25 protein-coding genes are annotated in these 26,272 nt (G+C 58.0%); 19 read left to right on the plus strand and 6 right to left on the minus strand.

What is annotated here, in order from left to right; genetic code table 11:
• Positions 1-63 precede the first annotated feature (63 nt).
• A complete protein-coding gene (locus BMZ67_RS05835) occupies positions 64-870 on the minus strand; it encodes a cytochrome C assembly family protein (RefSeq protein ID WP_092021019.1) in 807 nt (268 codons plus the stop codon).
• A gap of 162 nt (positions 871-1,032) precedes the next feature.
• On the opposite strand from BMZ67_RS05835, the gene ffh reads away from it, so the two are divergent.
• The 13 genes from ffh (at position 1,033) to ung (ending at position 14,568) form a co-directional block, all read left to right on the plus strand.
• Positions 1,033-2,412, plus strand: a complete 1,380-nt coding sequence (gene ffh, locus BMZ67_RS05840; protein ID WP_092021020.1) for a signal recognition particle protein — start codon at positions 1,033-1,035, stop codon at positions 2,410-2,412.
• 145 nt (positions 2,413-2,557) lie between these two features.
• On the plus strand, positions 2,558-2,797 hold the full coding sequence (gene rpsP, locus BMZ67_RS05845) for a 30S ribosomal protein S16 (protein ID WP_092021021.1): 240 nt from the start codon (positions 2,558-2,560) through the stop codon (positions 2,795-2,797).
• Positions 2,798-2,825: 28 nt separating this feature from the next.
• Positions 2,826-3,353, plus strand: coding sequence for a ribosome maturation factor RimM (rimM, locus tag BMZ67_RS05850; RefSeq protein WP_092021022.1), 528 nt, complete (start codon positions 2,826-2,828; stop codon positions 3,351-3,353).
• A 3-nt stretch (positions 3,354-3,356) separates the two neighbouring features.
• Positions 3,357-4,103 carry a tRNA (guanosine(37)-N1)-methyltransferase TrmD gene (gene trmD / locus BMZ67_RS05855; RefSeq protein ID WP_092021023.1) on the plus strand — a complete coding sequence of 249 codons (747 nt, stop codon included), beginning with the start codon at positions 3,357-3,359 and terminating at the stop codon, positions 4,101-4,103.
• A gap of 36 nt (positions 4,104-4,139) precedes the next feature.
• On the plus strand, positions 4,140-4,496 hold the full coding sequence (rplS, locus tag BMZ67_RS05860; RefSeq protein WP_092021024.1) for a 50S ribosomal protein L19: 357 nt from the start codon (positions 4,140-4,142) through the stop codon (positions 4,494-4,496).
• Positions 4,497-4,621: 125 nt separating this feature from the next.
• The gene (gene xerD / locus BMZ67_RS05865) at positions 4,622-5,530 is read left to right on the plus strand and encodes a site-specific tyrosine recombinase XerD (protein WP_092021025.1); all 909 of its coding nucleotides are present in this window, start codon (positions 4,622-4,624) and stop codon (positions 5,528-5,530) included.
• Positions 5,531-5,658: 128 nt separating this feature from the next.
• Positions 5,659-6,402 (plus strand): DsbC family protein, encoded by a 744-nt coding sequence (locus BMZ67_RS05870; RefSeq protein WP_342713069.1) that lies wholly within the window; start codon positions 5,659-5,661, stop codon positions 6,400-6,402.
• Between the two features lie 102 nt (positions 6,403-6,504).
• The gene (locus tag BMZ67_RS05875; RefSeq protein ID WP_092021027.1) at positions 6,505-7,806 is read left to right on the plus strand and encodes a homoserine dehydrogenase; all 1,302 of its coding nucleotides are present in this window, start codon (positions 6,505-6,507) and stop codon (positions 7,804-7,806) included.
• Between the two features lie 12 nt (positions 7,807-7,818).
• Positions 7,819-9,219 carry a threonine synthase gene (gene thrC, locus BMZ67_RS05880; RefSeq protein WP_092021028.1) on the plus strand — a complete coding sequence of 467 codons (1,401 nt, stop codon included), beginning with the start codon at positions 7,819-7,821 and terminating at the stop codon, positions 9,217-9,219.
• 18 nt (positions 9,220-9,237) lie between these two features.
• Entirely contained in the window at positions 9,238-10,974 is a 1,737-nt protein-coding gene (gene recJ, locus BMZ67_RS05885) for a single-stranded-DNA-specific exonuclease RecJ (RefSeq protein WP_092021029.1), read from the plus strand.
• A 181-nt stretch (positions 10,975-11,155) separates the two neighbouring features.
• Positions 11,156-12,251, plus strand: a protein-coding gene (gene prfB / locus BMZ67_RS05890) for a peptide chain release factor 2 (RefSeq protein WP_139214332.1) whose coding sequence is annotated in 2 segments (ribosomal slippage) — positions 11,156-11,227 and positions 11,229-12,251 — 1,095 coding nt in all. Because the reading frame shifts where the segments join, the coding sequence is not laid out codon by codon here.
• Positions 12,252-12,292: 41 nt separating this feature from the next.
• Positions 12,293-13,831, plus strand: coding sequence for a lysine--tRNA ligase (gene lysS / locus BMZ67_RS05895; RefSeq protein ID WP_092021031.1), 1,539 nt, complete (start codon positions 12,293-12,295; stop codon positions 13,829-13,831).
• 2 nt (positions 13,832-13,833) lie between these two features.
• Positions 13,834-14,568: a uracil-DNA glycosylase gene (ung, locus tag BMZ67_RS05900; RefSeq protein ID WP_092021032.1), complete on the plus strand. Its 735-nt coding sequence runs from the start codon at positions 13,834-13,836 to the stop codon at positions 14,566-14,568.
• Between the two features lie 18 nt (positions 14,569-14,586).
• Here the strand turns inward: ung and BMZ67_RS05905 are convergent, their stop codons facing one another.
• The 5 genes from BMZ67_RS05905 to nadB all read right to left on the minus strand — a co-directional run bounded on the left by BMZ67_RS05905 (position 14,587) and on the right by nadB (position 18,840).
• A complete protein-coding gene (locus BMZ67_RS05905) occupies positions 14,587-15,420 on the minus strand; it encodes an HDOD domain-containing protein (protein ID WP_092021033.1) in 834 nt (277 codons plus the stop codon).
• Between the two features lie 115 nt (positions 15,421-15,535).
• Positions 15,536-16,513: a CAF17-like 4Fe-4S cluster assembly/insertion protein YgfZ gene (gene ygfZ, locus BMZ67_RS05910; RefSeq protein ID WP_092021034.1), complete on the minus strand. Its 978-nt coding sequence runs from the start codon at positions 16,511-16,513 to the stop codon at positions 15,536-15,538.
• Positions 16,506-16,964: a hypothetical protein gene (locus BMZ67_RS05915; protein WP_092021035.1), complete on the minus strand. Its 459-nt coding sequence runs from the start codon at positions 16,962-16,964 to the stop codon at positions 16,506-16,508. The genes ygfZ and BMZ67_RS05915 overlap by 8 nt, the downstream gene beginning before the upstream one ends.
• Positions 16,948-17,202, minus strand: coding sequence for an FAD assembly factor SdhE (locus BMZ67_RS05920; protein ID WP_092021036.1), 255 nt, complete (start codon positions 17,200-17,202; stop codon positions 16,948-16,950). The genes BMZ67_RS05915 and BMZ67_RS05920 overlap by 17 nt, the downstream gene beginning before the upstream one ends.
• A gap of 33 nt (positions 17,203-17,235) precedes the next feature.
• On the minus strand, positions 17,236-18,840 hold the full coding sequence (gene nadB / locus BMZ67_RS05925) for an L-aspartate oxidase (RefSeq protein WP_175481849.1): 1,605 nt from the start codon (positions 18,838-18,840) through the stop codon (positions 17,236-17,238).
• 143 nt (positions 18,841-18,983) lie between these two features.
• Between nadB and rpoE the strand changes: the two genes are divergently transcribed.
• From rpoE to BMZ67_RS05955, 6 genes are all read left to right on the plus strand, one after another.
• On the plus strand, positions 18,984-19,664 hold the full coding sequence (gene rpoE / locus BMZ67_RS05930) for an RNA polymerase sigma factor RpoE (protein ID WP_092021038.1): 681 nt from the start codon (positions 18,984-18,986) through the stop codon (positions 19,662-19,664).
• Between the two features lie 41 nt (positions 19,665-19,705).
• Entirely contained in the window at positions 19,706-20,293 is a 588-nt protein-coding gene (locus tag BMZ67_RS05935; protein WP_092021039.1) for an RseA family anti-sigma factor, read from the plus strand.
• 33 nt (positions 20,294-20,326) lie between these two features.
• Positions 20,327-21,319 carry a MucB/RseB C-terminal domain-containing protein gene (locus BMZ67_RS05940; protein WP_092021040.1) on the plus strand — a complete coding sequence of 331 codons (993 nt, stop codon included), beginning with the start codon at positions 20,327-20,329 and terminating at the stop codon, positions 21,317-21,319.
• Between the two features lie 2 nt (positions 21,320-21,321).
• Positions 21,322-21,804 carry a SoxR reducing system RseC family protein gene (locus BMZ67_RS05945; RefSeq protein WP_092021041.1) on the plus strand — a complete coding sequence of 161 codons (483 nt, stop codon included), beginning with the start codon at positions 21,322-21,324 and terminating at the stop codon, positions 21,802-21,804.
• A gap of 66 nt (positions 21,805-21,870) precedes the next feature.
• Positions 21,871-23,310, plus strand: a complete 1,440-nt coding sequence (locus BMZ67_RS05950) for a DegQ family serine endoprotease (protein ID WP_092022066.1) — start codon at positions 21,871-21,873, stop codon at positions 23,308-23,310.
• A 142-nt stretch (positions 23,311-23,452) separates the two neighbouring features.
• On the plus strand, positions 23,453-26,179 hold the full coding sequence (locus tag BMZ67_RS05955; RefSeq protein ID WP_092021042.1) for a bifunctional diguanylate cyclase/phosphodiesterase: 2,727 nt from the start codon (positions 23,453-23,455) through the stop codon (positions 26,177-26,179).
• The last annotated feature ends 93 nt before the right edge of the window (positions 26,180-26,272 follow it).

The raw sequence follows: 26,272 nt of genomic DNA on the forward strand, positions 1-26,272 counted from the left end.
TTACGGATAAGTTGCGAAAATAGGGGGCGAGCTGCCGGGTGTCAAGTGTGCCGCCCTGAAATACTAGCCGGCTCGGTGGAAAACCAGTTCAAGAACAAATTTGCTGCCATAGAAGCCGAGCATGAGCAGCGCGCAGCCGGCCAGAGTCCAGCGGCTTGCTGTCATGCCGCGCCAGCCTTTTGTGTAGCGGCCCACCAGCAGCAGGATAAACACCACCAGGGACATCAGTGAGAACACCGTCTTGTGGGCCAGGCGTTGGGCAAACAGGTCATCCACGAAAATGGCGCCGGTCACTATCGCCAGCACTAATAGGACAACGCCCGCCCAAACCATCTCAAACAGTAGGGATTCCATGGTTTGAAGGGGGGGCAGGTTGCGCACCAGCAGGCTGTTGTAATTGTGTTTCAGTTGGCGGTTTTGCAGGTACAGGATAACGGCTTGAGCCGCAGCCAGCGTAAACAGGCTGTAGGCGGTGATTGAGAGCGCGATGTGCGACAGCACCCCGTAATTGTCTTCCGCGATAACATGGGATGGCGTAGGCGTGGCCAGTGACAGCAGGATGGTCACGCTGGCCAGCGGGTAAGTGCCCAGAATAAGGGTCTGCACCGGCTTGCGCAGGTTGAGGATGAGCTGAAGTGCGACGATCAGCCATGAGATGAGCACTGAACTCTGCAGAAAGCCAACGTCGATGCCGCCCTCGCTACGCTCGGTCAGCCAGATCAGCAGGCCGTGGCTGATCAGTGCAAGCCCGCCAAGGAGGTTGGTCACGACGACATGAGGTTGAATCTTGCCGCGGAAGCTCAGGGCCTGTAGGGCTGTACCGACGCTGTAGAGAAAGAGAGAGGTTACCGCGAGAATCAGCGTTCCCATGTTGTCCTTAATATTCCGGTCGGGTCCGAGGTGGTAATGTACTGATTTGACCGCGTTGGTCGTTTCAGGGCGATAGTCTGGTTATAATGTCGCGATTGTGCAACCGGAATCAACCGGTTCCCTGTATTCATGTTCCCAATTTTCAAGGGTACGGATTAGCTTATGTTTGAAAACCTCACCGAACGACTTTCAGGCAGTCTGCGTAAGATCTCTGGGCAGGCACGCCTTACTGACGACAATATCAAGGATACCCTGAGGGAAGTCCGCAAGGCGCTGCTGGAGGCAGACGTCGCCCTGCCGGTGGTCAAGGCGTTCGTCGAGAGTGTGCGTAAGCGCGCGGTGGGTCAGGAAGTTCGTCGCAGCCTGACGCCGGGGCAGGTCTTCGTTAAGGTTGTCCAGCAGGAGCTGGAGCGGGTGATGGGCGAGGGTAATGAAGCTCTCAATCTCGCTGCGCAGCCTCCTGCGGTTGTTATGATGGCCGGTTTGCAGGGTGCGGGTAAGACCACAACGGTAGCCAAGCTTGCGCGGTTGCTTAAAGAGCGTGAGAAAAAGTCGGTCATGGTGGTGAGTGCCGACGTCTACCGTCCGGCGGCGATCAAGCAGCTGGAAACCCTGGCTGGTGAGGTTGGTGTTGAGTTTCACCCCAGCAGTGCCGATCAGGATCCGGTGGCCATTGCCGAAGGCGCGATTGATGCGGCCCGTAAAAAGCATATGGACGTGGTGATTCTCGATACCGCGGGTCGACTGCACGTGGATGAGCAGATGATGGGTGAAATCCGCCGTCTGCACGAATCGGTCAAGCCGGTTGAAACCCTGTTTGTAGTTGATTCCATGACCGGTCAGGATGCCGCCAATACCGCCAAGGCATTCAATGATGCTCTGCCGCTGACCGGTGTGGTGCTGACCAAAACTGACGGCGATGCCCGTGGTGGTGCAGCTCTGTCGGTTCGTCACATTACCGGCAAGCCGATCAAGTTCCTGGGTGTGGGTGAGAAAAGTGACGCCCTGGAGCCGTTTCACCCGGACCGGGTTGCGTCCCGTATCTTGGGTATGGGGGATGTGCTTTCCCTGATCGAGGATGCCGAACGCAAGCTTGATCAAAAGAAAGCAGAGAAACTGACCAATAAGATCAAAAAGGGCAAGAGCTTTGATCTTGAAGACTTCCGCGACCAGATTCAGCAGATGAAGAATATGGGCGGCGTAGGTGGGTTGCTTGATAAGCTGCCGGGGATGGGGCAAATGGCCCAGGTTGCCCAGCAGCAGGTCAATGACAAGAGTATGGGGCAGCTGGAGGCCATCATCTGCTCTATGACGCCGAAGGAACGGCGTTACCCGGATACCATTAACAATTCCCGCAAGCGTCGGATTGCCAGCGGTTCCGGAACCCAGATTCAGGATGTCAATCGTCTGCTTAAGCAGCACAAGCAGATGCAGAAAATGATGAAGAAATTCAGCAAGAAGGGCGCTATTGCCAATATGATGCGCGGCATGGGTGGGATGATGCCGCCGGGTGGCGGGATGCCGCCAATGGGGCGTATGTAAAAGCCGTAAACATTAGCTGTTTTCTTTGGCGGTTTTTTAGCATAGAATAGCGCCCCTTTCGAGTATGGGGCTTCGTGTCAGTACCTAAATCAAGGCTGACTCGAATCGTACAAAGTTCGTACAACTGAACAGGATATTAGTCGAAATGGTAACAATCCGTTTGGCTCGTGGCGGCTCTAAGAAGCGCCCGTTCTACCATCTGACAGTCACTGACAGCCGTAACTCCCGTGACGGCCGTTTCATTGAACGCGTTGGTTTCTTTAACCCGATCGCCCGTGGTCAGGAAGAGCGTCTGCGCGTTGATCGTGACCGTGTGAACTTCTGGCTGGGCCAGGGTGCTCAGACCAGTGAGCGTGTTGCTCAGCTGCTGAAAGGCGCAGAGTAAGTTATACGCTTAGCCGGGGCAGGATGGCATGACACAGCGTTCGCAGGAGACTGTGATTGGCCGGATAACCTCGGTGTATGGGGTAAAAGGATGGGTAAAGGTTTTTTCCTATACCGATCCTATTGACGGCATACTCGGTTACCAGAACTGGACCCTGGTTCAGGACGGTAAGCGGCAGTCGGTTAAGTTGGCTGAAGGTCGACGGCATGGGCCGGGTATAGTGATCCGGCTTGATGGCGTAAACGATCGTGAAGTTGCCCGCAGCTACTGCGGTGCTGATATCACTGTGCCAACGGCCGATTTGCCAGAGTTGCCTGACGGTGAATACTACTGGCACCAATTGGAAGGCCTGTCAGTATTTACGGTCGAAGGTGATTGTCTCGGGGTCGTCCATCATATGATGGAAACCGGCTCTAACGATGTTCTCGTCGTCAGGCCATCTTCCGAGTCTATCGACCAGCGGGAGCGTTTGCTTCCCTATCTCCCCGATCAAGTGGTCCGGGAGATTGACGTTGCTTCCGGCAAAGTGGTGGTGGACTGGGATCCGGAGTTCTGACCTGTGTGGATTGGCGCGGTCAGTCTGTTTCCGGAGATGTTTCCGGCGGTGACGGATATCGGTGTAACCGGTCGGGCGGTTCGTGATGGACTGCTGACGTTCCGGTGCTGGAACCCCAGAGAGTTTACTCACGATCGTCATCGGACTGTGGATGATCGCCCCTATGGTGGCGGTCCCGGTATGCTGATGAAGATCGAGCCGCTTCGGGATGCGATACGCGCGGCCCGGGAGGCGGCGCCTGGCAACGCCTGTGTGGTGTACCTCTCGCCGCAGGGCGAGCCGTTAAACCAGTCGGTTGTTGAGTCGCTTGCGGCGGCAGATAGCCTGGTCCTGGTTGCCGGCCGGTATGAAGGGGTCGATGAACGCCTCATAGCGACGGAAGTTGATCGGGAAGTGTCACTGGGCGACTTTGTTTTGTCTGGTGGCGAGTTGGCAGCCATGGCTGTCATTGATGCGGTTACGCGCCTCATCCCCGGAGCGCTGGGTCATGCGCAGTCGGCAGAGCAGGATTCGTTTGCCGACGGTTTGCTGGATTGTCCGCACTACACCCGGCCAGAGGTATACGAAGGTCAGGCGGTGCCGGATGTACTGTTAAGCGGTCACCATGATCAGATCCGGCGTTGGCGGCTCAAGCAGTCGCTGAGGCGAACCCGGGAGCGACGCCCCGACCTGCTGGAACAGCGGGTGTTTACGGACGAAGAGCGTGAGCTGCTGGATGAAATTTTAAATGAACCGGGTGCCACTGAATAATCAGGGCATTAAGAGATTGGGTATCAGGAGCATACGATGAGCGGCAAGAACAACATCATCAGTCAGATTGAAGCAGAACAGATGACCAAGGAAATCCCTGCCTTCGCGCCGGGCGACACCGTGGTTATCCAGGTTCGTGTAACAGAAGGCAACCGTGAGCGTCTGCAGGCGTTCGAAGGTGTGGTTATCGGTAAGCGTAACCGTGGCCTGAACTCTTCCTTCACCGTTCGTAAGATTTCTTACGGTGTTGGTGTTGAGCGTACTTTCCAGACTTACTCCAAGCTGATCGACAGCATCTCTGTCAAGCGTCGTGGTGACGTTCGTCAGGCCAAGCTGTACTACCTGCGTGACCTGTCTGGTAAGGCTGCTCGTATCAAAGAGAAGCTGGGCTGAGTTATTCCCTTCGGGGAATTTGCAGCGCGAAAAAAGGCGGCCAATGGCTGCCTTTTTTTATGTCCGCGGGGTCTGCTTGTTTGGCACTTTGTATAAGCCTGTAGTGGTTCTGGCTGGGGGTAATCATGGCAATAGCGCAGGAGAATACCGAACTCATTACCCGCTTTTGCGATGCGCTGTGGCTGGAGGATGGTTTGGGAGAGAATACCCGTTCCGCCTACCGAAGCGATCTTGAGCGTTTCGCGGGTTGGCTTCAGGACGCTCGTTCCGGGCGCGGGTTGCCTGCGGCCAGTCGCCTGGATCTGCTTGATTGGATGTCAAAAGGCCTGGCTGAGGGGCGTGCGGGGTCAACGGCAGCCCGGCGCCTGTCATGTCTTCGACGCTTCTATCGCTACCTGCTCAGGGAGGGGGTGATTAGCGAAGACCCGACTCTGCGCATTGATAGTCCAAAGTTGCCAAAACGGCTGCCGGATTCGTTGTCTGAGGCGGATGTGGATAGTTTGTTGTCGGAGCCCGATGTTTCCGAGCCGATTGAGCTTAGGGACAAGGCTATGCTTGAGGTGTTGTATGGCTGTGGCTTGAGGGTGTCGGAGTTGGTCGGTTTGAGGGTTGACCAGGTTAATGCTCGACAGGGGGTGGTACGGATCACCGGTAAAGGGGGGAAGGAGCGTCTGGTGCCTCTGGGGGAGGAGGCCGTGGACTGGTTGCTGCGGTACGTGCGAGACGCGCGCCCGGTACTCCTTAAAGGTATGGTGAGTGATGACCTGTTCCCTGGCCGGCAAGCTCGGGCAATGACTCGTCAGACGTTTTGGCATCGAATCAAGCATTACGCGGCCCGGGCGGGTATCCATAAGCACCTTTCGCCGCATACGCTTCGTCATGCTTTTGCAACCCATCTGCTTAACCATGGGGCAGATCTGAGGGTGGTTCAAATGTTGCTGGGGCACTCGGATCTGTCAACGACACAAATCTATACCCATGTGGCGCGACAGCGCCTGAAGTCGCTTCACCTCGAACATCACCCGCGAGGTTAGGAATGTTGGTCGCGGCTTGATACATTGAACTTTCAGATGCGGCGCAGGTCGCAGGTATTTCAGTTGCCCGGCACTCATGCCAGTGCGGGGTTGGGTCTTCTAGGCAGTTGGATAGAGCAGGAAGTTTTATGTCAAGAATGAAGAATGTGGCGTGTGGGCTGGTTTCCCTGGCGGTGATGTCTGTTTTGCCTTCCATGGCTGTTCAGGCGGGTGAAACTGAAGACGCCATTGCGGCGAAGCTGTCAAGCAGTCTGCCGGCTTTGGGTGGGGTCTCCGTCAAGCCGACGCCTGCGCCTGGCGTTTACGAAGTTATTACCGCCAAAGGTGAGCGGATCTACACCACGGAGGGTGGAGAATTCCTGTTGACGGGCGATATGTTGCAATTGACCAGTGGCGGTCTGGTGAACGTCACTGAAGCTTCGCGCTCTGCCGAACGGGTTGAGCTGCTGGCTCAGTACGGCACCGATGACGTTATCAGTTTTCCGGCAACCGGAGATGAGAAGGCAGTTGTTGCCGTGTTTACCGACATCGATTGCCCCTATTGCCGGAAGTTGCACGATGAGGTGCCCCGCCTGAATGAGCTGGGTATTACCGTTCATTATTATGGCTTCCCCCGCTCCGGACCAGGCACACCGTCCTTTGTGAAGTACGAATCGGTCTGGTGTGCCGAAGATCAGGCTGCTGCCATGGATGCCGCCAAGGGCGGTCGCCCCGTGGCGGACGCCAGCTGCGATAACCCAGTGCAGGCCCAGTACCGGTTGGGGCACCAGGTTGGGGTGACTGGCACGCCTGCCATTGTTCTGGAGGATGGTCATATGATTAGGGGGTATGTACCTGCTGATCAGTTGGCTGAAGGGCTCGGCCTGCTTTAACGGTTCTTTCCAAAAAGCTTGAATTCGCTCCCTAACACATGCGCGGTGTAAGTCGGTATACTATGCCGCGCACAGGAACCCATCAGGAACAGAGGTGAGAGTTTGAAAGACGTCAGAGTCGGAATCTGCGGACTGGGTACAGTCGGTGGCGGTACTTTTAATGTGCTGAATCGTAACGCTAGCCTGATTGAGGGGCGTGCGGGCTGCACCATCCGAATTGGCCGGGTTGCCAGTCGCCGGCAGAATGACCGCATCGAACTGGGCGATATTCCGTTCAGCAACGATATTTTTGACGTCGTTAACGATCCTGACATTGATGTCGTGGTGGAGCTGATTGGTGGCTATGACGTTGCTCGTGAGCTGGTGCTGGCTGCGATTGAAAATGGCAAGCATGTCGTTACTGCCAACAAGGCCTTGATTGCGGTTCATGGCAACGAAATTTTTGAGGCCGCTGAAAAGAAAGGCGTGATTGTCGCCTACGAAGCAGGGGTTGCTGGTGGTATTCCGGTCATCAAGGCGATCCGGGAGGGTCTGGTTGCCAACCGTATTGACTGGATTGCAGGCATTATCAACGGTACCGGCAACTTCATTCTGACCGAAATGAACGCCGGTCGTGAATTCTCCGATGTGCTCAAGCAGGCCCAGGAACTGGGCTACGCTGAGGCAGATCCCACCTTTGACGTTGAAGGCATCGATGCGGCTCACAAGCTGACCATTCTAGCGTCAGCTGGTTTTGGTGTGCCGCTGCAGTTTGAGCGGGCCTATACGGAAGGGATTTCCAAAGTAACGCCCTATGACATCAAACATGCCGAAATGCTGGGGTATCGCATCAAGCATTTGGGTATTGCCCGTCGCCGAGAAGGCGGAATTGAACTTCGGGTCCATCCGACCCTGGTACCCAAAGAGCTGCTGATTGCTCAGGTAGACGGCGTGCTTAATGCGGTTCTGGTGGACGGCGATGCGGTTGGTCAGACCATGTACTACGGTGCGGGAGCCGGTGATGAAGCGACTGCGTCGGCGGTGATTGCTGATATCGTGGATGTGGCCCGGGCGGTCTCCCATGGCAGTACCCAGCGAGTTCCCTACCTGGGCTTTGAGCCTTCTGCGCTGGAAGACCTGCCAGTGCTGCCGGTAGAAGACATTTATTCCGCTTACTACCTGAGAATGCAAGCCGAGGATCACCCTGGTGTCTTGGCCAAGATCTCTTCTGTGCTCAGTGAGCACGGTATCAACATAGAATCGGTTGTTCAGAAGGAGTCTGAACTGAGCAACGGCAAGATTCCGGTGATCATGCTGACGCATACGGTTCAGGAGCGTCAGATGAACCAGGCGATCGCCGAGTTGGAAGCGCTGGCTGATATCGACGGCCCGGTAGTGCGCATCCGAGCAGAAAATTTCAGCTAACAGGAAGACAACGTGAGATACATCAGTACACGGGGCGAGGCGCCCGCGTTGGGTTTTGAGGACGTCCTTCTGGCCGGGCTGGCCAGCGATGGCGGTTTGTATGTGCCGGAATCCCTGCCGCATTTCAGTGTTGAGGAGATTCGCAGCTGGCGTGGTTTGCCGTACAGCGAGCTGGCGTTCAATATTATGTACCCGTTTGTCGACGATGCCATTCCCGCCGACGAATTCCGGACGATGCTCAAAGAGACATACCAAGGCTTTAGTCACGATGCAGTAGCGCCGCTGGTCCAACTGGATACCAATGAATGGGTGATGGAGCTGTTCCGCGGCCCGACTCTGGCGTTCAAAGACTTTGCTCTGCAGCTTCTGGGCCGTTTGCTCGACTATGTGCTTGAGAAACGCAAGCAGCACGTGGTGATCATGGGGGCGACCTCCGGTGACACTGGCTCTGCTGCGATTGAGGGCTGCCGTCACTGTGAGCATGTGGATATCTTTATCCTGCATCCTCACGAACGTGTATCCGAGGTTCAGCGTCGCCAGATGACGACAGTTCTGGGCGACAACATCCACAACATCGCGGTTCGTGGTAACTTCGATGACTGTCAGCGGATGGTGAAGGAGAGCTTTGGTGACCAGTCGTTCCTGGGGGGGAAAACCCAGCTGGCGGCGGTCAACTCGATCAACTGGGCTCGGATCATGGCCCAGATCGTCTACTACTTCCAGGCGTCTCTGGCGCTGGGTGGGCCGGACCGCAGTCTGGCGTTCTCGGTTCCAACTGGAAACTTCGGCGATATCTTTGCCGGCTACCTGGCCAAGAAGATGGGGCTGCCGATTTCCCAATTGGTTATCGCAACCAACCGTAATGACATTCTCCATCGCTTCATGAGTGGCAACAAGTATGAGCAGCATCAGCTGGAGCATACCCTGTCACCGAGCATGGACATCATGGTGTCCAGCAACTTTGAGCGGCTGCTGTTTGACCTTCACGGTCGTGACGGTGCCCTGGTCAAGGATTTGCTGGAGCGTGCCCAGAAAGGGCCGGTCAGCATTGAGGACTACCGCTGGCGTCATGCTCGCAAGCTCTTCGACAGTGATGCCGTGGATGACAAGGGTACCTGCGATACCATTCGCGAGATTTACGAGCGTAACGAATATCTGCTCGACCCTCATACCGCAATTGGTGTTCGCGCAGCCCGTAACTGCCGTCGTGATGCGAGTGTGCCCATGGTAACCCTGGGAACCGCGCACCCGGCGAAGTTCCCGGATGCCATCGCAGAAGCTGGTCTCAGCGTCAAGCCGCAGCTGCCTCCCCATATGGCAGACCTGTTTGAGCGTGAAGAGCGCTGCACGGTGCTGGATAACGACCTCTCGTCTGTGCAGGCATTCATCGCCAGCCATTGGAAGCTTGCCTGATAGCTTACCGATCTCTCTATGACACCTAAGAAGATCCTGCGTCGCCCCCTTCCGGACACGGTTCCGGAATGGGGGGCGCAGATCCCCCCTCTGCTTCGCCGTCTTTACAGTGCCCGTGGTGTAACCTCGGACGCTCAGCTGGACTATGCGCTCAAGCACCTGGCTTCTCCATTCCAGCTTCGTGGTATTGATCGTGCTGTTGAGCTTCTGGCCGAGGCGATCCGCCAGGGACAGCGTGTGCTGGTGCTTGGAGACTTTGATGCCGATGGCGCTACCAGCACGGCGGTTGCGGTTCTGGGGCTATCGATGCTGGGGCTGGGGGATATCGACTTCCGGGTGCCCAGTCGGTTTGCCGATGGTTATGGTCTGACCCCAGGAATTCTCTACCGGCTGCAGGAGGAGGGTGCGCTTCCGGACCTGTTGGTAACAGTCGACAACGGCATTGCGGCTGTCGATGGGGTGAAGGTGGCGCGTGACTTGGGTGTCAAGGTGGTGGTGACCGACCACCACCTTGCTGGCGAGGTACTCCCCGAGGCGGATGCCATTGTTAATCCCAATCAGCCGGGTTGTGAGTTCCTGAGCAAGAACGCGGCGGGCGTTGGGGTTATGTTCTATGTGCTGACGGCCCTCCGGCGTTACCTCCGTGAACGGGGGGAATTGCCGGAACCGCAGCCGAACCTGGGCTCGTTGCTGGACCTGGTGGCCTTGGGCACGGTGGCGGATGTAGTTCCTTTGGATCACAACAATCGAATTTTTGTCGAGCAGGGGCTGCGTCGGATCCGCCAGGGCGAGGCTCGCCCCGGCATTCTGGCTCTGCTGGAGGTTGCTGGGCGAGAGCATGGCAAGATCACGGCCACGGACCTGGGGTTCGTGGTTGGCCCCCGGCTCAATGCGGCCGGCCGGCTGGATGATATGAGTGTAGGCATTGCCTGCCTGCTGTCTGGAAACCGGGATGAAGCGCTGCACCTGGCCAAAGAGCTCGACACCTTTAACCGGGAACGCCGCACGATTGAGAAGGACATGAAAAATCAGGCGCAGGATCTGCTTGCGTCCATGTCTCTCGACACCGACGGGTTGCCCTGGGGGCTGGCGTTGTTCGACCCCGATTGGCACCAGGGTGTGATCGGTATTCTGGCGGCCCGCTTACGGGAGCAGACCCATCGACCAGTGATTGCTTTTGCACCGGGAGAATCCGGAGAAGAGCTCAAGGGATCGGCAAGATCCATTCCCGGGCTCCATATCCGGGATGTGCTGGCGGTGGTGGATGCTCGCCACCCGGGCTTGCTGAAGAAGTTTGGCGGCCATGCCATGGCGGCGGGTATGACCATTGCGGCCCAAGATTATGAGGCCTTTGCCTCGGCATTTGATGCAGCCGTGCGGGAGTCGATCTCAGCTGGCGACCTGGAGGCGGTCATTACAACAGATGGGCCGCTGTCAGTGGATGAGCTGACCTTGGAAACCGCCGCGATGCTGAAGCGTGCCGGCCCCTGGGGACAGCACTTTCCAGAGCCGCTGTTTGATGGGGAGTTTGAGGTCATCAGTCAGCGTGTGGTAGGTGAGAATCACCTGAAGATGGTCTTGCGCCCACGGGATGGCGGCGACATTGTGGATGCCATTGCCTTCAATACCGGTGCCGAGGTTCCCGACTACACCCGTACGGGGGCCCGGGTGGTCTATAAGCCCGATGCCAACACCTTCCGTGGCAGAACCACGCTGCAGCTGCTGGTGGACTATCTCGAGCCGGCCCGGAGCTGATCAACGGGTCCCCGGCACCTCGTTCGCCCATCAGAAACTTTACCTACCTTGAGCCTGCCAGGCTGATTTATCGACGCTTTTCCGGTAAAATGCCGCGTCTGATTTTTTGTGCCTGTGCTGATCTGGTCTGGTGGCCGGAAGCCTGGGCAAGTGTGCTATCCGCAAGGTGAGAAACGGTTCCATGGAAATCAATCCCATAGTGACGAAGATCAAAGAGCTTCGTGAGCGCACCGATGCGCTTAGGGGGTACCTTTGACTACGATCATCGTAGTGAACGGCTGGTCGAAGTAGAGCGTGAACTGGAAGATCCGAAGGTTTGGGACGAGCCCGAGCGGGCTCAAGCTCTGGGTAAAGAGCGTTCGGACCTGGAACTGATCGTCAAGACCATCGATAACCTAACCTCCGGCCTGGAAGACGCCGAAGGGTTGCTGGAAATCGCGGTTGAAGAAAACGACGAGGGAACGGCCGGGGAAATCGTTGCGGACCTCGAAGGTCTCGACGCTGAGCTGCAGAAGCTCGAATTCCGCCGTATGTTCTCCGGGGAAATGGACGCCAATAACGCCTATCTGGATATCCAGGCCGGATCGGGTGGCACCGAAGCCCAAGACTGGGCCAACATGTTGCTGCGTATGTTCCTGCGCTGGGGTGAGCGCCATGGCTTCAAGACCGAGATTGTTGAAGCTCAGGATGGTGAGGTGGCCGGCATCAAGAGTGCCACGGTGCATTTCCAGGGTGACTACGCGTATGGCTGGTTGCGGACCGAGACCGGCGTTCACCGCTTGGTGCGGAAATCTCCCTTTGATTCCGGCAATCGACGTCACACCTCGTTCTCATCGGTTTTCGTGTCGCCGGAAGTCGACGACAGCTTTGAAATCGAGATCAACCCTGCCGATTTGCGGGTGGACGTTTACCGGGCATCTGGCGCGGGTGGTCAGCACGTTAACCGGACCGAATCTGCGGTTCGACTGACCCACAACCCCACCGGTATTGTGGTGGCCTGTCAGGCCGGGCGCAGTCAGCACCAGAACAAGGACCAGGCCATGAAACAGCTCAAGGCCAAACTGTTCGAGTTCGAAATGCAGAAGCGCAACGCCGAGAAACAGAAGCTGGAAGACTCGAAGGCCGACATCGGCTGGGGTAGTCAGATCCGTTCGTACGTGCTGGATGACAGCCGGGTCAAGGATCTGCGAACCAAAGTTGAAACCAGCAATACCCAGGCGGTACTGGACGGTGACATCGACAAGTTCATCGAAGCCAGCCTGAAAATGGCGCTGTAATCCGATATCCCTTTTTGAACCCTGAACGTTAGTGAGAAACCATGACTGACCAATTGCCGAACGCCCCCCAGCACGAAGACAACCGACTGATTGCTGAGCGTCGTGCCAAACTGGCTGAACTGCGAGAGCAAGGCTCGCCGTTTCCCAACGACTTCCGTCGCGATTCCCTGGCCGCAGACCTGCAGGCCAAATACGCGGACAAGACCAAGGAAGAGTTGGAATCCATGGGTATCAAGGTGGCCATTGCCGGTCGTCTGATGCTGGATCGCAAAGCGTTCAAGGTGGTTCAGGATATGTCCGGACGTATCCAGGTGTATGCGTCCAAGGATGTCCAGAAGGAGACCAAGCACTGGGATCTGGGGGATGTCATTGGTGTCAGCGGTACTCTGGCCAAGTCCGGAAAGGGTGACCTTTACGTCAATATGGACGAGTACCGGTTGCTGACCAAATCGCTGCGTCCGCTGCCCGAGAAGCACAAGGGCTTGACCGACATGGAGGCCCGCTACCGTCATCGCTATGTTGACCTGATGGTGAACGAAGAGACCCGCAAGGTGTTCCAGATGCGCTCGCGGCTGATCAGCAGCATGCGCACCTATTTCTCCGAGCGTGGCTTCATGGAAGTAGAAACACCGATGCTGCAGGTGATTCCAGGCGGTGCGACGGCTCGCCCGTTTGTTACCCACCACAACGCCCTGAGCATCGACATGTACCTGCGGATTGCGCCGGAGCTGTACCTCAAGCGCCTGGTGGTTGGTGGCTTTGAGCGGGTGTTCGAGATCAACCGTAATTTCCGGAACGAAGGGCTGTCGACCCGCCACAACCCGGAATTCACCATGGTTGAGTTCTACCAGGCCTACGCGGACTACAACGACCTGATGGACCTGACCGAAGACATGCTGCGCAAGATTGCCCAGGATGTACTCGGCACCACCACTGTGATCAATACCCGTGAGCTGGCCAACGGCGAAGTGGAAACGGTGGAGTACGATTTCGGTCAGCCGTTTGAGCGAATGACCGTGGTTGAGGCGATTCTGCGTCACAACCCAGAACTCCAGGCCGGACAGCTTGGTGATGAAGCCAGCGCCCGTCGTGCCGCGGAAAAACTCGGTATTCACCTCAAGGATAACTGGGGCCTGGGTAAGGTGCAGCTGGAAATCTTCGAAGCCACGGCTGAGCACCTGTTGATCCAGCCAACGTTTATCACCGACTACCCGAAAGAGGTGTCGCCGCTGGCCCGTTGCAAGGACAGCGACCCGTTCGTCACCGAGCGCTTTGAGTTCTTCGTGGGTGGTCGTGAGCTGGCCAACGGTTTCTCGGAGTTGAATGATGCCGAGGACCAGGCCGAACGCTTCCGGGCCCAGGTGGCTGAAAAGGATGCGGGCGATGACGAAGCCATGTTCTATGACGACGACTACGTGATGGCATTGGAATATGGTCTGCCGCCGACAGCTGGTGAGGGCATCGGTATCGACCGCCTGGCGATGCTGCTGACCAACTCGCCGTCGATTCGTGACGTGATCCTGTTCCCCCATATGCGCCCTGAACACCGGGCAGAGCAGGCTACGGAATCAAAGGAGTAAGTATGCACCCGGCCGAGGCACTGGCAAGTCAGCTTCGCCCCGGTCGGGGTTGGTCCGAGCACCTTGCGGGCGAGTTTCAGCAGCCTTACATGCAGGCTCTTGGGCAGTTTCTGGCCACCGAGGAGGAGGCCGGCAAGGAGTTGTTCCCGGCCAGTCAGCATTGTTTTAATGCGCTCAACAGTACCCCGCTCGACAAGGTGTCGGTGGTTATCCTGGGCCAGGATCCCTATCATGGCCCCGGACAGGCTCATGGCCTGTGTTTCAGTGTTCGTCCGGACGTCCCGCCACCACCTTCTCTGGTTAACATCTTCAAGGAATTGCAGAGCGACGTCGGCATGGCGTTGCCGGACCACGGCTGCCTTCAACCTTGGGCGGAGCAAGGAGTGTTACTGCTGAACAGCGTACTGACGGTGACGCAGGGGCAGGCCGGCGCCCACCAAGGGAAAGGGTGGGAGACGTTCACCGATCGGGTGATTGAGGTGATCAACCGTGAGCGGGAGGGGGTGGTGTTCCTGCTTTGGGGAAGCTATGCCCGGAAAAAGGGTGCCAGGATCGACCGTCAGCGGCACCTGGTGCTGGAAGGGCCGCACCCGTCGCCGTTAAGTGCTTACCGTGGTTTCTTTGGTTGCAAGCATTTCTCTCAGGCCAATCAGTGGCTGCAACAAAAAGGGCAGCGCCCGGTGAATTGGTCACTGCCCTCCAAAGACGAGCTTCTGGCTCGCTATCGCAAGCCCTAGCCCCTTGGCAATCTTGGTTTACTGAAGCAAGGCCATCGCGGCTTCCATCTCGGCGCTCAGGTCTTCCTCTTCGCTCATATCAATGTCCGGATCCAGTCCCAGGCGGTCAAAGGCGGAAATGGTTTTCCAGTCCATCTCTGTCCACGGGTGTTCGCTGCCTGCCACCAGCTGCAGGTTGGCAACCATCACCAGGTCAGAATAGTCTGCCGCCGGAACGCTGCGTTGGAAATTGACGTGCTCCACCGGGACCGGCTGAAGCTCTTCCGGGAAATCCCACTTCTTCAGGATCAGTGCGCCGATACGAGGGTGCAGCTGCTCAATGATGTTGTCCAGCATCATGCTGGTGACCTGAATGTCCTGATCTTCTACATGGCGCAGGATGGGCAAAACGCCGATCTGGTGAACCAGGCCCGCAAGGGTGGCCTGGTCGGGTTTCAGGCGGGTGTAATGCTGGGCCAGGACATGGCAGATGCCGGCAACTTCCGTGCTTTTCTGCCACGTTGCCCGCAGGCGCTTGTCGATCATGTCAGACGTCGCCTGGAACATCTGCTCCATGGCAAGTCCCATGGCCAGGTTGCTGGTATAGGCCATGCCCAGCCGGCTGACTGCCATGTTGAGGTTTTCAATGGCCCGTGAACCGCGGAACAGTGGGCTGTTACAGACCCGGATGAGCCGGGCTGACAAGGCGGTGTCGTTACTGATGACCTTGACCAGGTCAGCAATGGAGGAGTCGTCGGATTCTGCGATTTCACGAACCTGAAGTGCGGCTTCCGGCAATGTTGGGAGAACCAGTTGGTCACTTTCGATGGCTTCGACCAGGTCGTTCTTAATGGTTTCAACAATGGTTGACATAGTGTGTTGGAGTCCATGCGCTAAAGGGGAGCGTGGGCTTGGGGCCGCCACTTTGGCGGACCCGGTAGTTAGACCCCCTAAGTTATAGCAAATTCTGGGGATTGTTCATGTCAACTTATGTATCTGGCGTCTGTTCAGGGACGGAATAGGGCAAGGGTAGTGGCGTGAGTTTCTGGTCTGTTCCTGCGATGGTCAGGGTGCTGAAGTCGGCATCGTGGCGGACCACCGCGAGAAGCTCGCCGTGACCATCGGAGAACTCGATACTGCTCACGATTTCCCCAACAGTCCGGTCGCCACTGTGGATGGTTACCCCCGTTTCGGTGGGGGCGCCGTTTCCGGTGTAGCGGAGGCGGAACAGACTTTTCTTGAGTTGACCGAGGAAGTGCATGCGGGCAATAACTTCCTGGCCCGTATAGCAGCCCTTCTTGAAGTGGAGGCCGTTCAGGTGCTGCCAGTTCAGCATCTGTGGTACATACTCTTCCACGGAGGCTGGCGACAGCTCTGCAATGCCTGCCGCTATCTGGGAGGCCTGCCAGTTCAGTTCGGAGGTTTCCTGACACTGTTCGAGTTGTTCTTGCAACGCTTCCGACAGCGGACCCAATTGCCAGAACTCGTAGCGGGCAAGGCCCTCGGCCGTCGGCTCAGTTCGTATCAGCCGGTGCTCTCCGACGGCGCAAGTGTCGCAGGGTTGGCGAAGTGTCACGCTGGCGTCTGGGTGGAGTCGGTTGGCCGCTTCGTCGCCAAAGAGGCCCAGTACGCGGGCCTGTGGGGCAATAGCCATGCTTGTGCCGCGGAAAAGCATCAGGTACTTCCGCAGGCGATCCAGGGTATCGTCCGCCAGCACCGCCGGAATGGCCAGCAGGATATCGCTATCCTGGCGTACCATGCGGGTCAGGCAGTAGGCCCTGCCTTTAGGGGTTGAGGCGGCAGCCCTTGGTGAATAGGTGCTGGTGATATCCTCCAGCTTCTGGCTGAACTGGCCGTGCAAAAACTGGTCAGTGCCGGGGCCGGATACTCTGACCACAACCAGGTGGGGCAGCGGGGCAAACGCGGAGGTTGGCAGGGGGGTGTCAGCGGTCGTTGTGTCAAGCATGGGGGCTCCCGTTGCGGAGACGAAGCCACACCCGCAACTGGCGGAATGGCTCGGATTGTACGTTGCCGGGTAAACGGCTATTGGCCATCAAGATGACGGTCTTTGGGCTATAACGTGTGGTCGGCAGGGACAATTTCAAGAGCACCAGGTTTTCGCTGATGCGGCTGTCAGGTGCGGGTTTGGCCGGATAACGGTGGCTGTCCCCGAGTGTCGCCCAGAGTTCGTCGCCCCGGAGTTCCAGGGCGGTAACGGTTGTTTGGCCCAGCAGCAAGCCGGAGCTTCGCACCTGCCAAACCAGTCCTGCCAGTGCGGCGGGGAAAAACAGCCAGGCCTGCCACCAACCGATGCTGGCAAGCGCCAGTACGGTAATGAGTGCAGCCGCCCAGGGCAGGGCGGCAATGAACCCTGCCGCCAGGGAGGGGTGCAGCTGAATGTCAGTCGGGCTGGACACGGTTGAGGATCATATCCACGATGCGCTGGAGATCCGGGTCCTCGGGGCGGCTGCGTTGCATGAACCACTCGAACATGTCGGTATCTTCGCACTCCAGGAGTTTTTGGTAACGGGCCTGATCTTCTTCGGGAAGGTCGCGGTAGACTTCGTTCAGGAATGGCAGCAGAAGCACATCCAGTTCCAGCATGCCACGGCGGCTGTGCCAGAAAAGGCGGTTGAATTCGGTGTTGTCAGACATCGGCGTACTCGTATGTTGTCGGTGGGTGGGGCTTCAGGGTGTGAGGGTTCGGTAGGTGGTGGGGACCAGCACCGTATCCTTGACCTCGGGAAGCAGCCCAGGGTAATCCAGAGTGTAATGCAGGCCTCGGCTTTCCTTACGCTGGAGTGCCGAACAGATGATTAGATCGGCCACGGTGACCAGGTTACGCAGCTCCAGCAGGTCGTTCGAAACCCGGTAGTTGCTGTAGAACTCGCCAATCTCACTGGCCAGCAAGTCAACCCGGTGTTTGGCGCGCTGCAAACGCTTGGTGGTGCGGACAATGCCGACATAGTCCCACATGAAGTGACGCAGTTCGTCCCAGTTATGGGAGATGACTACGTCTTCGTCGGAATCCCGCACCTGGGATTCATCCCATTCCGGTGCTTCCGGCGCAGGGGGAATGTCCGCTTCACGACGGGCAATGTCCGCTGCCGCCGCCCTTCCATAGACCAGGCACTCAAGCAACGAATTGCTGGCCATGCGGTTTGCGCCATGGAGTCCGGTGAATGCGGCTTCGCCAACAACATAAAGCTGATTGATGTCGGAGCGTGCACGCTCGTCCGTAACGATGCCGCCACAGGTGTAATGGGCCGCCGGTACCACCGGAATCGGGTCGCGGGTGATATCAATGCCAAACCCGAGGCATTTCTCGTAGATGGTTGGGAAGTGATGCTTGATGAAGTCAGCCGGTTTGTGGCTGATGTCAAGGTACAGGTGGTCTGCACCCAGGCGCTTCATTTCGTGGTCGATGGCTCGGGCAACAATATCCCGGGGCGCCAGCTCTGCACGGGAGTCAAAGCGATCCATGAAGCGGGAGCCGTCCGGTAACAACAGGTGCCCGCCTTCCCCCCTGACCGCCTCGGTAATCAGGAACGACTTGGCGTGGGGGTGGTACAGGCAGGTCGGATGAAACTGGTTGAATTCCATGTTGGCGACCCGGCACCCGGCCCGCCAGGCCATGGCGATACCATCACCGGAAGCGCCATCCGGGTTGGTGGTGTAGCGATAGGCCTTGCTGGCGCCGCCGGTGGCAATCACGGTAAAACGGGCGCGAAACAGTTCGACATGATTGTTGTCGAGATTGAGGATGTAGGCGCCAACACAGCGGTTGCCTGGCAGGGCAAGTTTGCGGTTTGTGATCAGGTCCACGGCCACCCGGTTGGACAACAGCTGGATGTTCTTGCGGGCTGCGGCCTGCTCGGCCAGCGTTGTGGAGACGGCATGACCGGTCGCATCGGCGGCGTGAATAATGCGTCGATGGCTGTGGCCACCTTCCCGGGTCAGGTGCAGCTCAGCGTTGTGGTCACGGGTAAATTTGACGCCGCTATCGATCAGCCACTCAATGCTCTCTTTCGCGTGCTCAACCGTAAAGCGCACGGAATCTTCGTGGCACAGGCCTGCCCCGGCATCCAGTGTATCCTTGATGTGGTTTTCAATGGAGTCTTCGTTGTCCAGAACCGCAGCGATACCGCCCTGGGCCCAGAGCGTAGCGCCGCTGCTGATGTCCGCCTTGCTGATAACGGCGATTTTCAGGTGTTCGGGCAGGTTCAGTGCAACGGTCAGACCGGCTGCACCGCTGCCAATGATCAGGACATCGTATTGATAGGATTGTGGCATCGGGTCGATATCAGGGGCCATAATGTGGAGGTGTATTGAACTAAACTTTACGCCTGCTGTCTATTTGGCCAAATAGGGCGCGGTGGTTACAACCATCGTGGACGGTCTTTTTGACCATGCTGTTTGCCGGATAAGATATCAGGATGACTCTGTCTAAGAATCAACGACCAGGCCATGCGGCCATCAACCGAGTAGAGCCCGGCAACCACTCTATGACCCCGGATACTGACAAGCACGGTGGCGATGTCCCGGAGAGCCAGACCGACCAGCAACTGGTCCGCAAGGTTCGTAACGGAGACCGTTCTGCGTTCGATCTGCTGGTCATAAAATACCAGTCACGAGTGGCCTCTATCATCAGTCGTTATGTCTACGACAGCCAGGAAGTGATGGACCTGACCCAGGAAACGTTTGTGAAGGCCTATCGGGCCATCGGGCGTTTCCGGGGTGATAGCGCGTTCTACACCTGGCTCTACCGGATTGCTGTGAATACCGCGAAGAATTTTCTCGAAGCGCGGGGGCGACGCCCTCAGGGCAGCGCCGATGCGGCTGAGGCGGAAAATTTTGAAGACGGCATGCGGCTACGGGATACATCGTCGCCGGAGCGGGTCTTACAAAAAGAACAGCTGCAGCGCGAACTGCAGCAAGCCATTGCCGATTTGCCAGAGGAGTTGCGTTCGGCCTTTTTGCTCAGGGAATACGATGGGCTGAGTTATGACGATATTGCCCGCATTCTGGAGTGCCCGATTGGAACGGTTCGATCTCGGATCTTCCGGGCCAGGGATGCCGTTGACCGTCGGCTTGGACCTCTGCTTGGAGCCAGCTGACTTGAGTGCGGATATGAGAAAGACAAGCGAGGTAGCATCCCATGGATGATCGTCTCAAGGAAACGCTTTCGGCGATGCTGGATGATCAGGCCGACGAGCTTTCGGTTCGCCGGGTGTTGTCCCATCCCGAACAGGAAAAAGTGCGCTGTCAGTGGCAACGCTGGCAGGCGGTCCGAGACCTGATGCACGATAGCGTCACTGACGATCTGGTTGATGTCAGTGCAAGTGTGCGTCAGTCCCTCTCCGGGGTTCAGACGCCAAAACAGGCCAGGGCTGCGTCCGTTCGCCAAACGGCGGACCGGCGCTGGTATTGGTCCGCCGCCGCGATGGTGTTTGCCGGTCTGTTAGTGGGCTTCGGTGTTGGTTCCGGCTGGGATCCCGGGGGTGACGGCAGCGGGTTGATGGCAAGCAGCTCAATGGCCGAAGCGGCGTCACCGGAAGCTCGGGCGCTTACGGTTACTGCATCAACCACCGAGGTGCCGGAAGTGGCCTTGCAGGGCCTGGATCAGGAGCAATGGGAGCATCTGAGCCGATACCTGTTGGAGCACGCGCAGCATAATAGCGTTGCTGCAGGCCGGGGGGCGGTTGGGTATGCGCGGCTGGCCAGCGTTTCGGCAACAGCATATTAAGCGGGCGAGACTGTGAGTGAGTGGAACCGAGTAATGGCGCCAGCGATAAAGCGCACGATTACGGCCCTGTTGGCCGGCTTAGTGGTGATGGTGTCCGGCACCAGTGCGGCCAGTGACTCCGCAGAGGACTGGCTGGCGCGACTGGGACCTGCGCTGAACATGACCACCTATCGCGGGATTATGGTTTATACCCGGGGGGATCAGGTCAGCTCCATGCGCGTTGCCCATCGATACCAGGACGGCCATGTTGACGAGCGCCTGGTTCAGCAGGACGGCGCCAGTGGCGAGTTCGTTCGCAAGGGGCTTCGTGTGGTGTGCGTCTTGCCGGATCAGGGGCGGGTACTGCTGGATCCGGTGATTCCTTCCGGGCCCTTTGCCGAGGCCTTCGCTAACCGACTGGTCCCGGATAATCCCTGGTATCAGCCGGTGTTGCTGGGGGATGACCGCGTTGCCGGATTTCCGGCGAAGGTGTTGCTACTCAGTGCTCGGGATGCCCACCGTTACAGCTATCGGTTGTGGCTGGAGCGGGATTCCGGTTTGTTGCTGAAAAGCCATGTCAGCGCTGGTAATGGCGACGTGCTGGAGAGCTTTCAGTTCACCGACCTGGAAATTACCGACACCTTGCCTGACAGCGAATTTGAGGTTCAGAGCAACGGCCATGAGGTAACCGCTCAGCTTGCGTCTGAATCCGATGGGGTTGAAGCGAGCGCGGTGACCAACGGGTGGAGCCTCGGTTGGCGCCCTGATGGCTTTGTGCCAGCTGCCGCGCCACGGCCTGGGCGCGGTCAGGTCGCGGCATTTTCCGATGGCTTGTCGGCATTTTCGGTGTTTGTGGACCCGCTCGGGGAGTTGAACATGCCGACTGGCGCCTCCCGTATCGGCGCGACAACCGCTTACATGCGCCGGGTAGCGGGCGACCAGGGCGAGTACCTGGTGACGGTTGTTGGTGAGATACCCCCGGGAACCGCCATGAAGGTGGCGGAGTCGGTGGTTGTAGAAAACGCCGACGCGTTTGGAGCGAAATAATCATGATCACTGAAAGTGGGCGGGTTGTGGCCGTCGATGGCAGTAATATCTGGGTCCAGACCATTCGTCAAAGTGCCTGTAACAGCTGCAAGGCTCGACAGGGGTGTGGTCAGCGGGCGCTGGCGGGTGTGACCGGGGGCAGGGCGAATCAGGTGTGCGTCGCCAATGCACTTGACGCAAGAGTGGGCGACGAGGTGACCCTGGCCATTAAGGAATCGGCGCTGTTGGGTGCCTCTGTTCTGGCTTACGCGCTACCGTTACTGTTGTTTGTGCTGGGGGCGATTGCCGGCCACCTGGCCGGGTCCGGCTCGGAGGTGGCCTCCATGATGGGGGCGCTGGCAGGACTGGCCGTAGGCTTTGGGCTGTCGCGCTTTCTCAATGGCCGCCACGAAAGCGATTATGTACCCCAACTGGTTAACGTTCAGCGGGCCTCAGCCCCGGTCCCCGGGCATTGGGAGTTTGAGGCCAACCCTACCGATTCGTAAGTTGAAAATTCGAAGGGTGGCCACACAATGAACGGAAAAGAAGACACAGACCATCAGGAGTTTGAGATGCCAAGATCTGCGTGCGAAACCGGAACTTCAGGTTCACGCCTGGTTGTTCTCTCGGCTTTAATTCTTTTCCTTGCCACGGCCTTTTCGGGCACCCAGGCGCTGGCTGCCAGGGGGCTGCCGGACTTTACCAATCTGGTGGAAGAGAACAGTGGGGCGGTGGTGAACATCAGTACGACCCAGGCGCCTTCCGGCAATGCGCGAGGCCTTCCGTTCGACGAGCGTCAGCTTGAACAGCTGCCGGAGTTTTTCCAGGACTTTTTTGGTCGTCGTCGTGGTCCGGGGCCATCGCAACCAGAGCACTCCATGGGGTCGGGCTTCATTGTCTCCAGCGACGGCTATGTGCTCACCAACAATCACGTGGTGGAAGGTGCTGAGGAAATCATCGTTCGCTTAAGTGACCGACGGGAGCTGCCCGCCACGCTGGTGGGTACGGATCCTCGCTCTGATGTGGCTGTGTTGAAAATTGAGGATGGAGATGACCTGCCCGTAGTGACGGTTGGGCGTTCAGACGACCTTGAGGCTGGCGAGTGGGTGTTGGCCATTGGCTCGCCCTTTGGCTTCGATTATACGGTGACTGCGGGGATCGTCAGTGCAGTGGGGCGTTCACTGCCTTCTGAGAACTATGTGCCGTTCATCCAGACCGATGTCGCCATAAATCCAGGCAACTCCGGTGGTCCGCTGTTCAACCTGGATGGCGAGGTTGTGGGTATTAATTCCCAGATCTACACCCGCTCTGGCGGGTTTATGGGCGTTTCATTCGCCATCCCCATTGATGACGCGATGAATGTCTTTCGCCAGATTCGTGACACCGGAACGGTTGCCCGGGGCTGGCTGGGTGTGCTGATTCAGGAGGTCAATCGCGACCTGGCCGAATCTTTCGGGTTGAATCGACCTCGTGGTGCCTTGGTAGCGGAAGTCATGAGCGGTTCCCCGGCGGAGGATGCGGGTTTGCAGGCGGGTGACATCATCCTTGAGTACGATGGTGATGAAATCGGGCTGTCGTCGGAGTTGCCGCCTATGGTCGGGCGGACTCCAGTGGGCGGCTCAGCGCGTCTGAAAGTCATGCGCGGTGGGGATCGTATTGACCTTGACGTGGTGATTGGACAGTTGCCGGACGAAGGTGGCTCTCAGCCAGCGGAGACCGGGCGTTCACCGGAATCGAATGCTGCACCACTTGGGCTGATTGTCGAAGAAGTGCCGCCCAAGCTTAGGGATACCCTCGGTATTGAAGGAGGGGTGATGGTGGTTGATGTGGGGCGTGGTCCGGCGTTGGAGGCGGGTATCCGTTCCAAGGACGTGATCACCGAGATCAACCGTCACCGCATAGACTCTGTCGATGACTTCAGGGCAGCGGCGAACTCGTTGCCGGACGACAAAGCGGTCTCTGTTCGTGTTATCCGCGAGGGGCGGGCGACCTACCTGGTGATGCGCCCCTGAGTTGAGCCGCCCGGTTCAATAGCACACGGAACAATGGCAACCCCGAGGGACTGTTTCAAAAGACGACAGTTCTCGGGGTTGTTTGCTATAGTCTGCCGACGACCTGAATAAGAATCGAGCGCCAAGGATCGGATCCGCAGAAATGATGAATAAAAAGGACGTCCCATTTCGGCAGTTGTTGCGTTTCAGGCATGCCTGGATCGCCTGGCTCCTGCTGGCCGCCTCCCTACTAGCCACCGCAGTGCTTTGGCATGTTTCTGTTCGCCTGGTGGAAGACCGGACCGAAGCCCGCTTCCGCACACAGTCTTTGCAGCTCAAGACCGCAATTGAAGAACGGCTATTGAACTATGAGCAGGTGCTGGCGGGTGCCGCCGGCCTGTTTGCCATCAGCCCCGAACTCGATCGCCTGGGGTGGCATACGTACATAGAAAGTGTCGATATCGAGCGCTACTACCCTGGCATTCAGGGTATTGGCTACACCGCCCGGGTGAATGCCTGGCAGATGGGCGAGCACGTCACCTGGGCGCAAGGCCAGGGAATGCCGGACTATCACATCAGCCCGCTGGGCCCACGGGACGAATACCATCCAATTGTTTTCCTGGAGCCCAACAGCAACCAGAACCGTCGTGCCTACGGCTACGATGCGTTCAGCGAGCCTGTCCATCGTCGAGCTATGGAAGAGGCCAGGAATACCGGCCGCCCAATGGTGACCGGGAAGTTGGTGCTGGTGCAGGAAGAGGTGGCTGAGGATCAGGCCGGATTTTTGATGTATTACCCCATCTATGAAGGTGGGTGGACGCCCGACTCGGAAAGCGAGCGGCGAGTGCAGCTAAAGGGCTTTGTTTTCAGTGCCTTCCGGATGAATAATCTGATGGATGGTATTGTCGGGCTGATTTCGCCGTTTCTCGATGTGCGCATTTACGACGGCGATATGGTTGGCCGGGAGACCCTGATGTACGGGTCCAATCTTGGCTCGCTGGACAATGAGTACAGCTTTGAGAAGGCCCAGCTGATTACTCATGGCGGCCGGACCTGGCTGCTGCAGACCCGTTCGACACCGGCGTTTGACTATCTTGCATCGGACCCCCGCCCACCCATCGTGCTGGCCGCCGGCGTGGTGATCAGCCTGTTGTTGTTCCTGATTGCCCTGGTTTTGCTGAGATCCCGCCTGATGGCGCAGATCAGTGCCGGACGCTACCGGGCGATCACCGAAGGCGCGGCAAACATCACTCTGGTGCTGGACCGCTCAGGCGAACCCCGTTATGCCAGTCCGTCCTGTAAGGATATCCTTGGTTTTTATGCCGACGAGCTCAAAGGCATGGAGCTGGAAAGCTTGGTGCACTCCGATGACTGGGCGTTGCTTCAGACCGGCTTTGAGGAAGCCCAGGAAACGCCGGGGCGTCAGCTGCCGGTGGTGCGGGCCAGGGTGCGGGATGCCAGTGGTGAATGGCGGGACATGGAGGGAACCTACACGTCCATGCTGGACGTTCCCGGGGTTGATGGCGTGGTGCTCAGTCTCCGCGACCTGACTCAGCTCAAGGCGGCTCAGACAGAGCTTCACCGCCTGGCATTCTATGACCCCCTGACAGGCCTGGCCAATCGGCAGCTGTTCCGTGACCGGCTCACACATGTGGTGCGGCGGTGTCGGCGCACCGAAGAACCTGCCGCCCTAATGTTCCTTGACCTGGATGGTTTCAAGCGCATCAATGACACGCTGGGTCACGACGCCGGAGACGAGCTGCTGCAACAGGTGGCACGTTGGCTGACCGGCTGTGTTCGTGAAGATGACTCAGTTGCTCGTCTGGGCGGTGATGAATTTGTGGTGTTGCTGTCGCGGATCAGTGGGCCGGAAGCCGCAGCCAAGGTGGCGGAAACCATCCTGCGCAGGCTCTGCCAGCGGATACGGCTGGGTGAGCACGAAGTTGGCGTCACCGTCAGTATCGGTGTCACTATGATCCCGTTTGACAGTGAGGATCCTGGTACCTTGATGAAGTACGCTGACCTTGCCATGTATCGGGCCAAGGAAAGCGGTCGGAACAACTACCAGTTCTTTACCCCGGCCATGAACATCAAGGCGTCCCGTCGACTGCTCCAGCAGGAAGAGCTGGCGGCGGCTCTCGATGCGGACCGCTTTGTCCTCCACTACCAGCCCAAGGTCGACCTGGCCACCGAGAAGGTGCTGGGGGTGGAAGCCTTTGTACGTTGGCAGCACCCTGAGAAAGGCTTGGTGTCAGCGCAGCAGTTCATTCACCTGGCCGAGGAAACCGGCTTGATCATCCGCTTGGGTGAAATGGCGTTGCGACAGGCCTGTATCCAGATTCAGGCGCTGGAGCGTGCGGGGTTTGAAGATCTCAAGGTTGCCGTCAACGTCTCGGTGAAACAGGTAATGGACCCGGGTTTCCTTGACCTGTTCCGGCAGGTGATTACCGAAACCGGTGTCTACCCTGAGCGGCTTGAGCTGGAGATGCCGGCCGAGCTGCTTAACGAAGACCCCCGTCACCTCCGTGAGCTTCTGGGGGCGCTCCATGACCTTGGGGTGTGCCTGATCCTTGATGATTTCGGAACCGGCTCCTGTTCGCTGGCTGCTTTGCAGCAACTGCCGCTGGATGTGGTCAAGATCGACCATTGTTTCATCCGTGATATTCCCTATAACGTGAGCGCGACTGACGTCGCTTCTGCGGTGATTGCACTGGCCCGAAAACTACACCTGACGGTGGTGGCGGAAGGTGTGGAAACCCCGCAGCAGCTGAGTTTCCTCAAAGCGGCGGGCTGTGCACAGTGCCAGGGCAACCTGTTCAGTTACCCGCTGGATGAGGACGCATTGATTGGCTTCCTGGTTCGTCAGTACGAGCGCTCATTGATCTCCTGAATCATGGCATTGGCAGCCGGTAACCGGTAGAATCACCGCGTTACTGAACCCGAGCTGTGCCCGGTTTCAGGGAGCCCTGGAGCCGGGTCCATT

The organism is Marinobacter zhejiangensis, from assembly GCF_900114775.1.
Lineage (GTDB): Bacteria > Pseudomonadota > Gammaproteobacteria > Pseudomonadales > Oleiphilaceae > Marinobacter > Marinobacter zhejiangensis.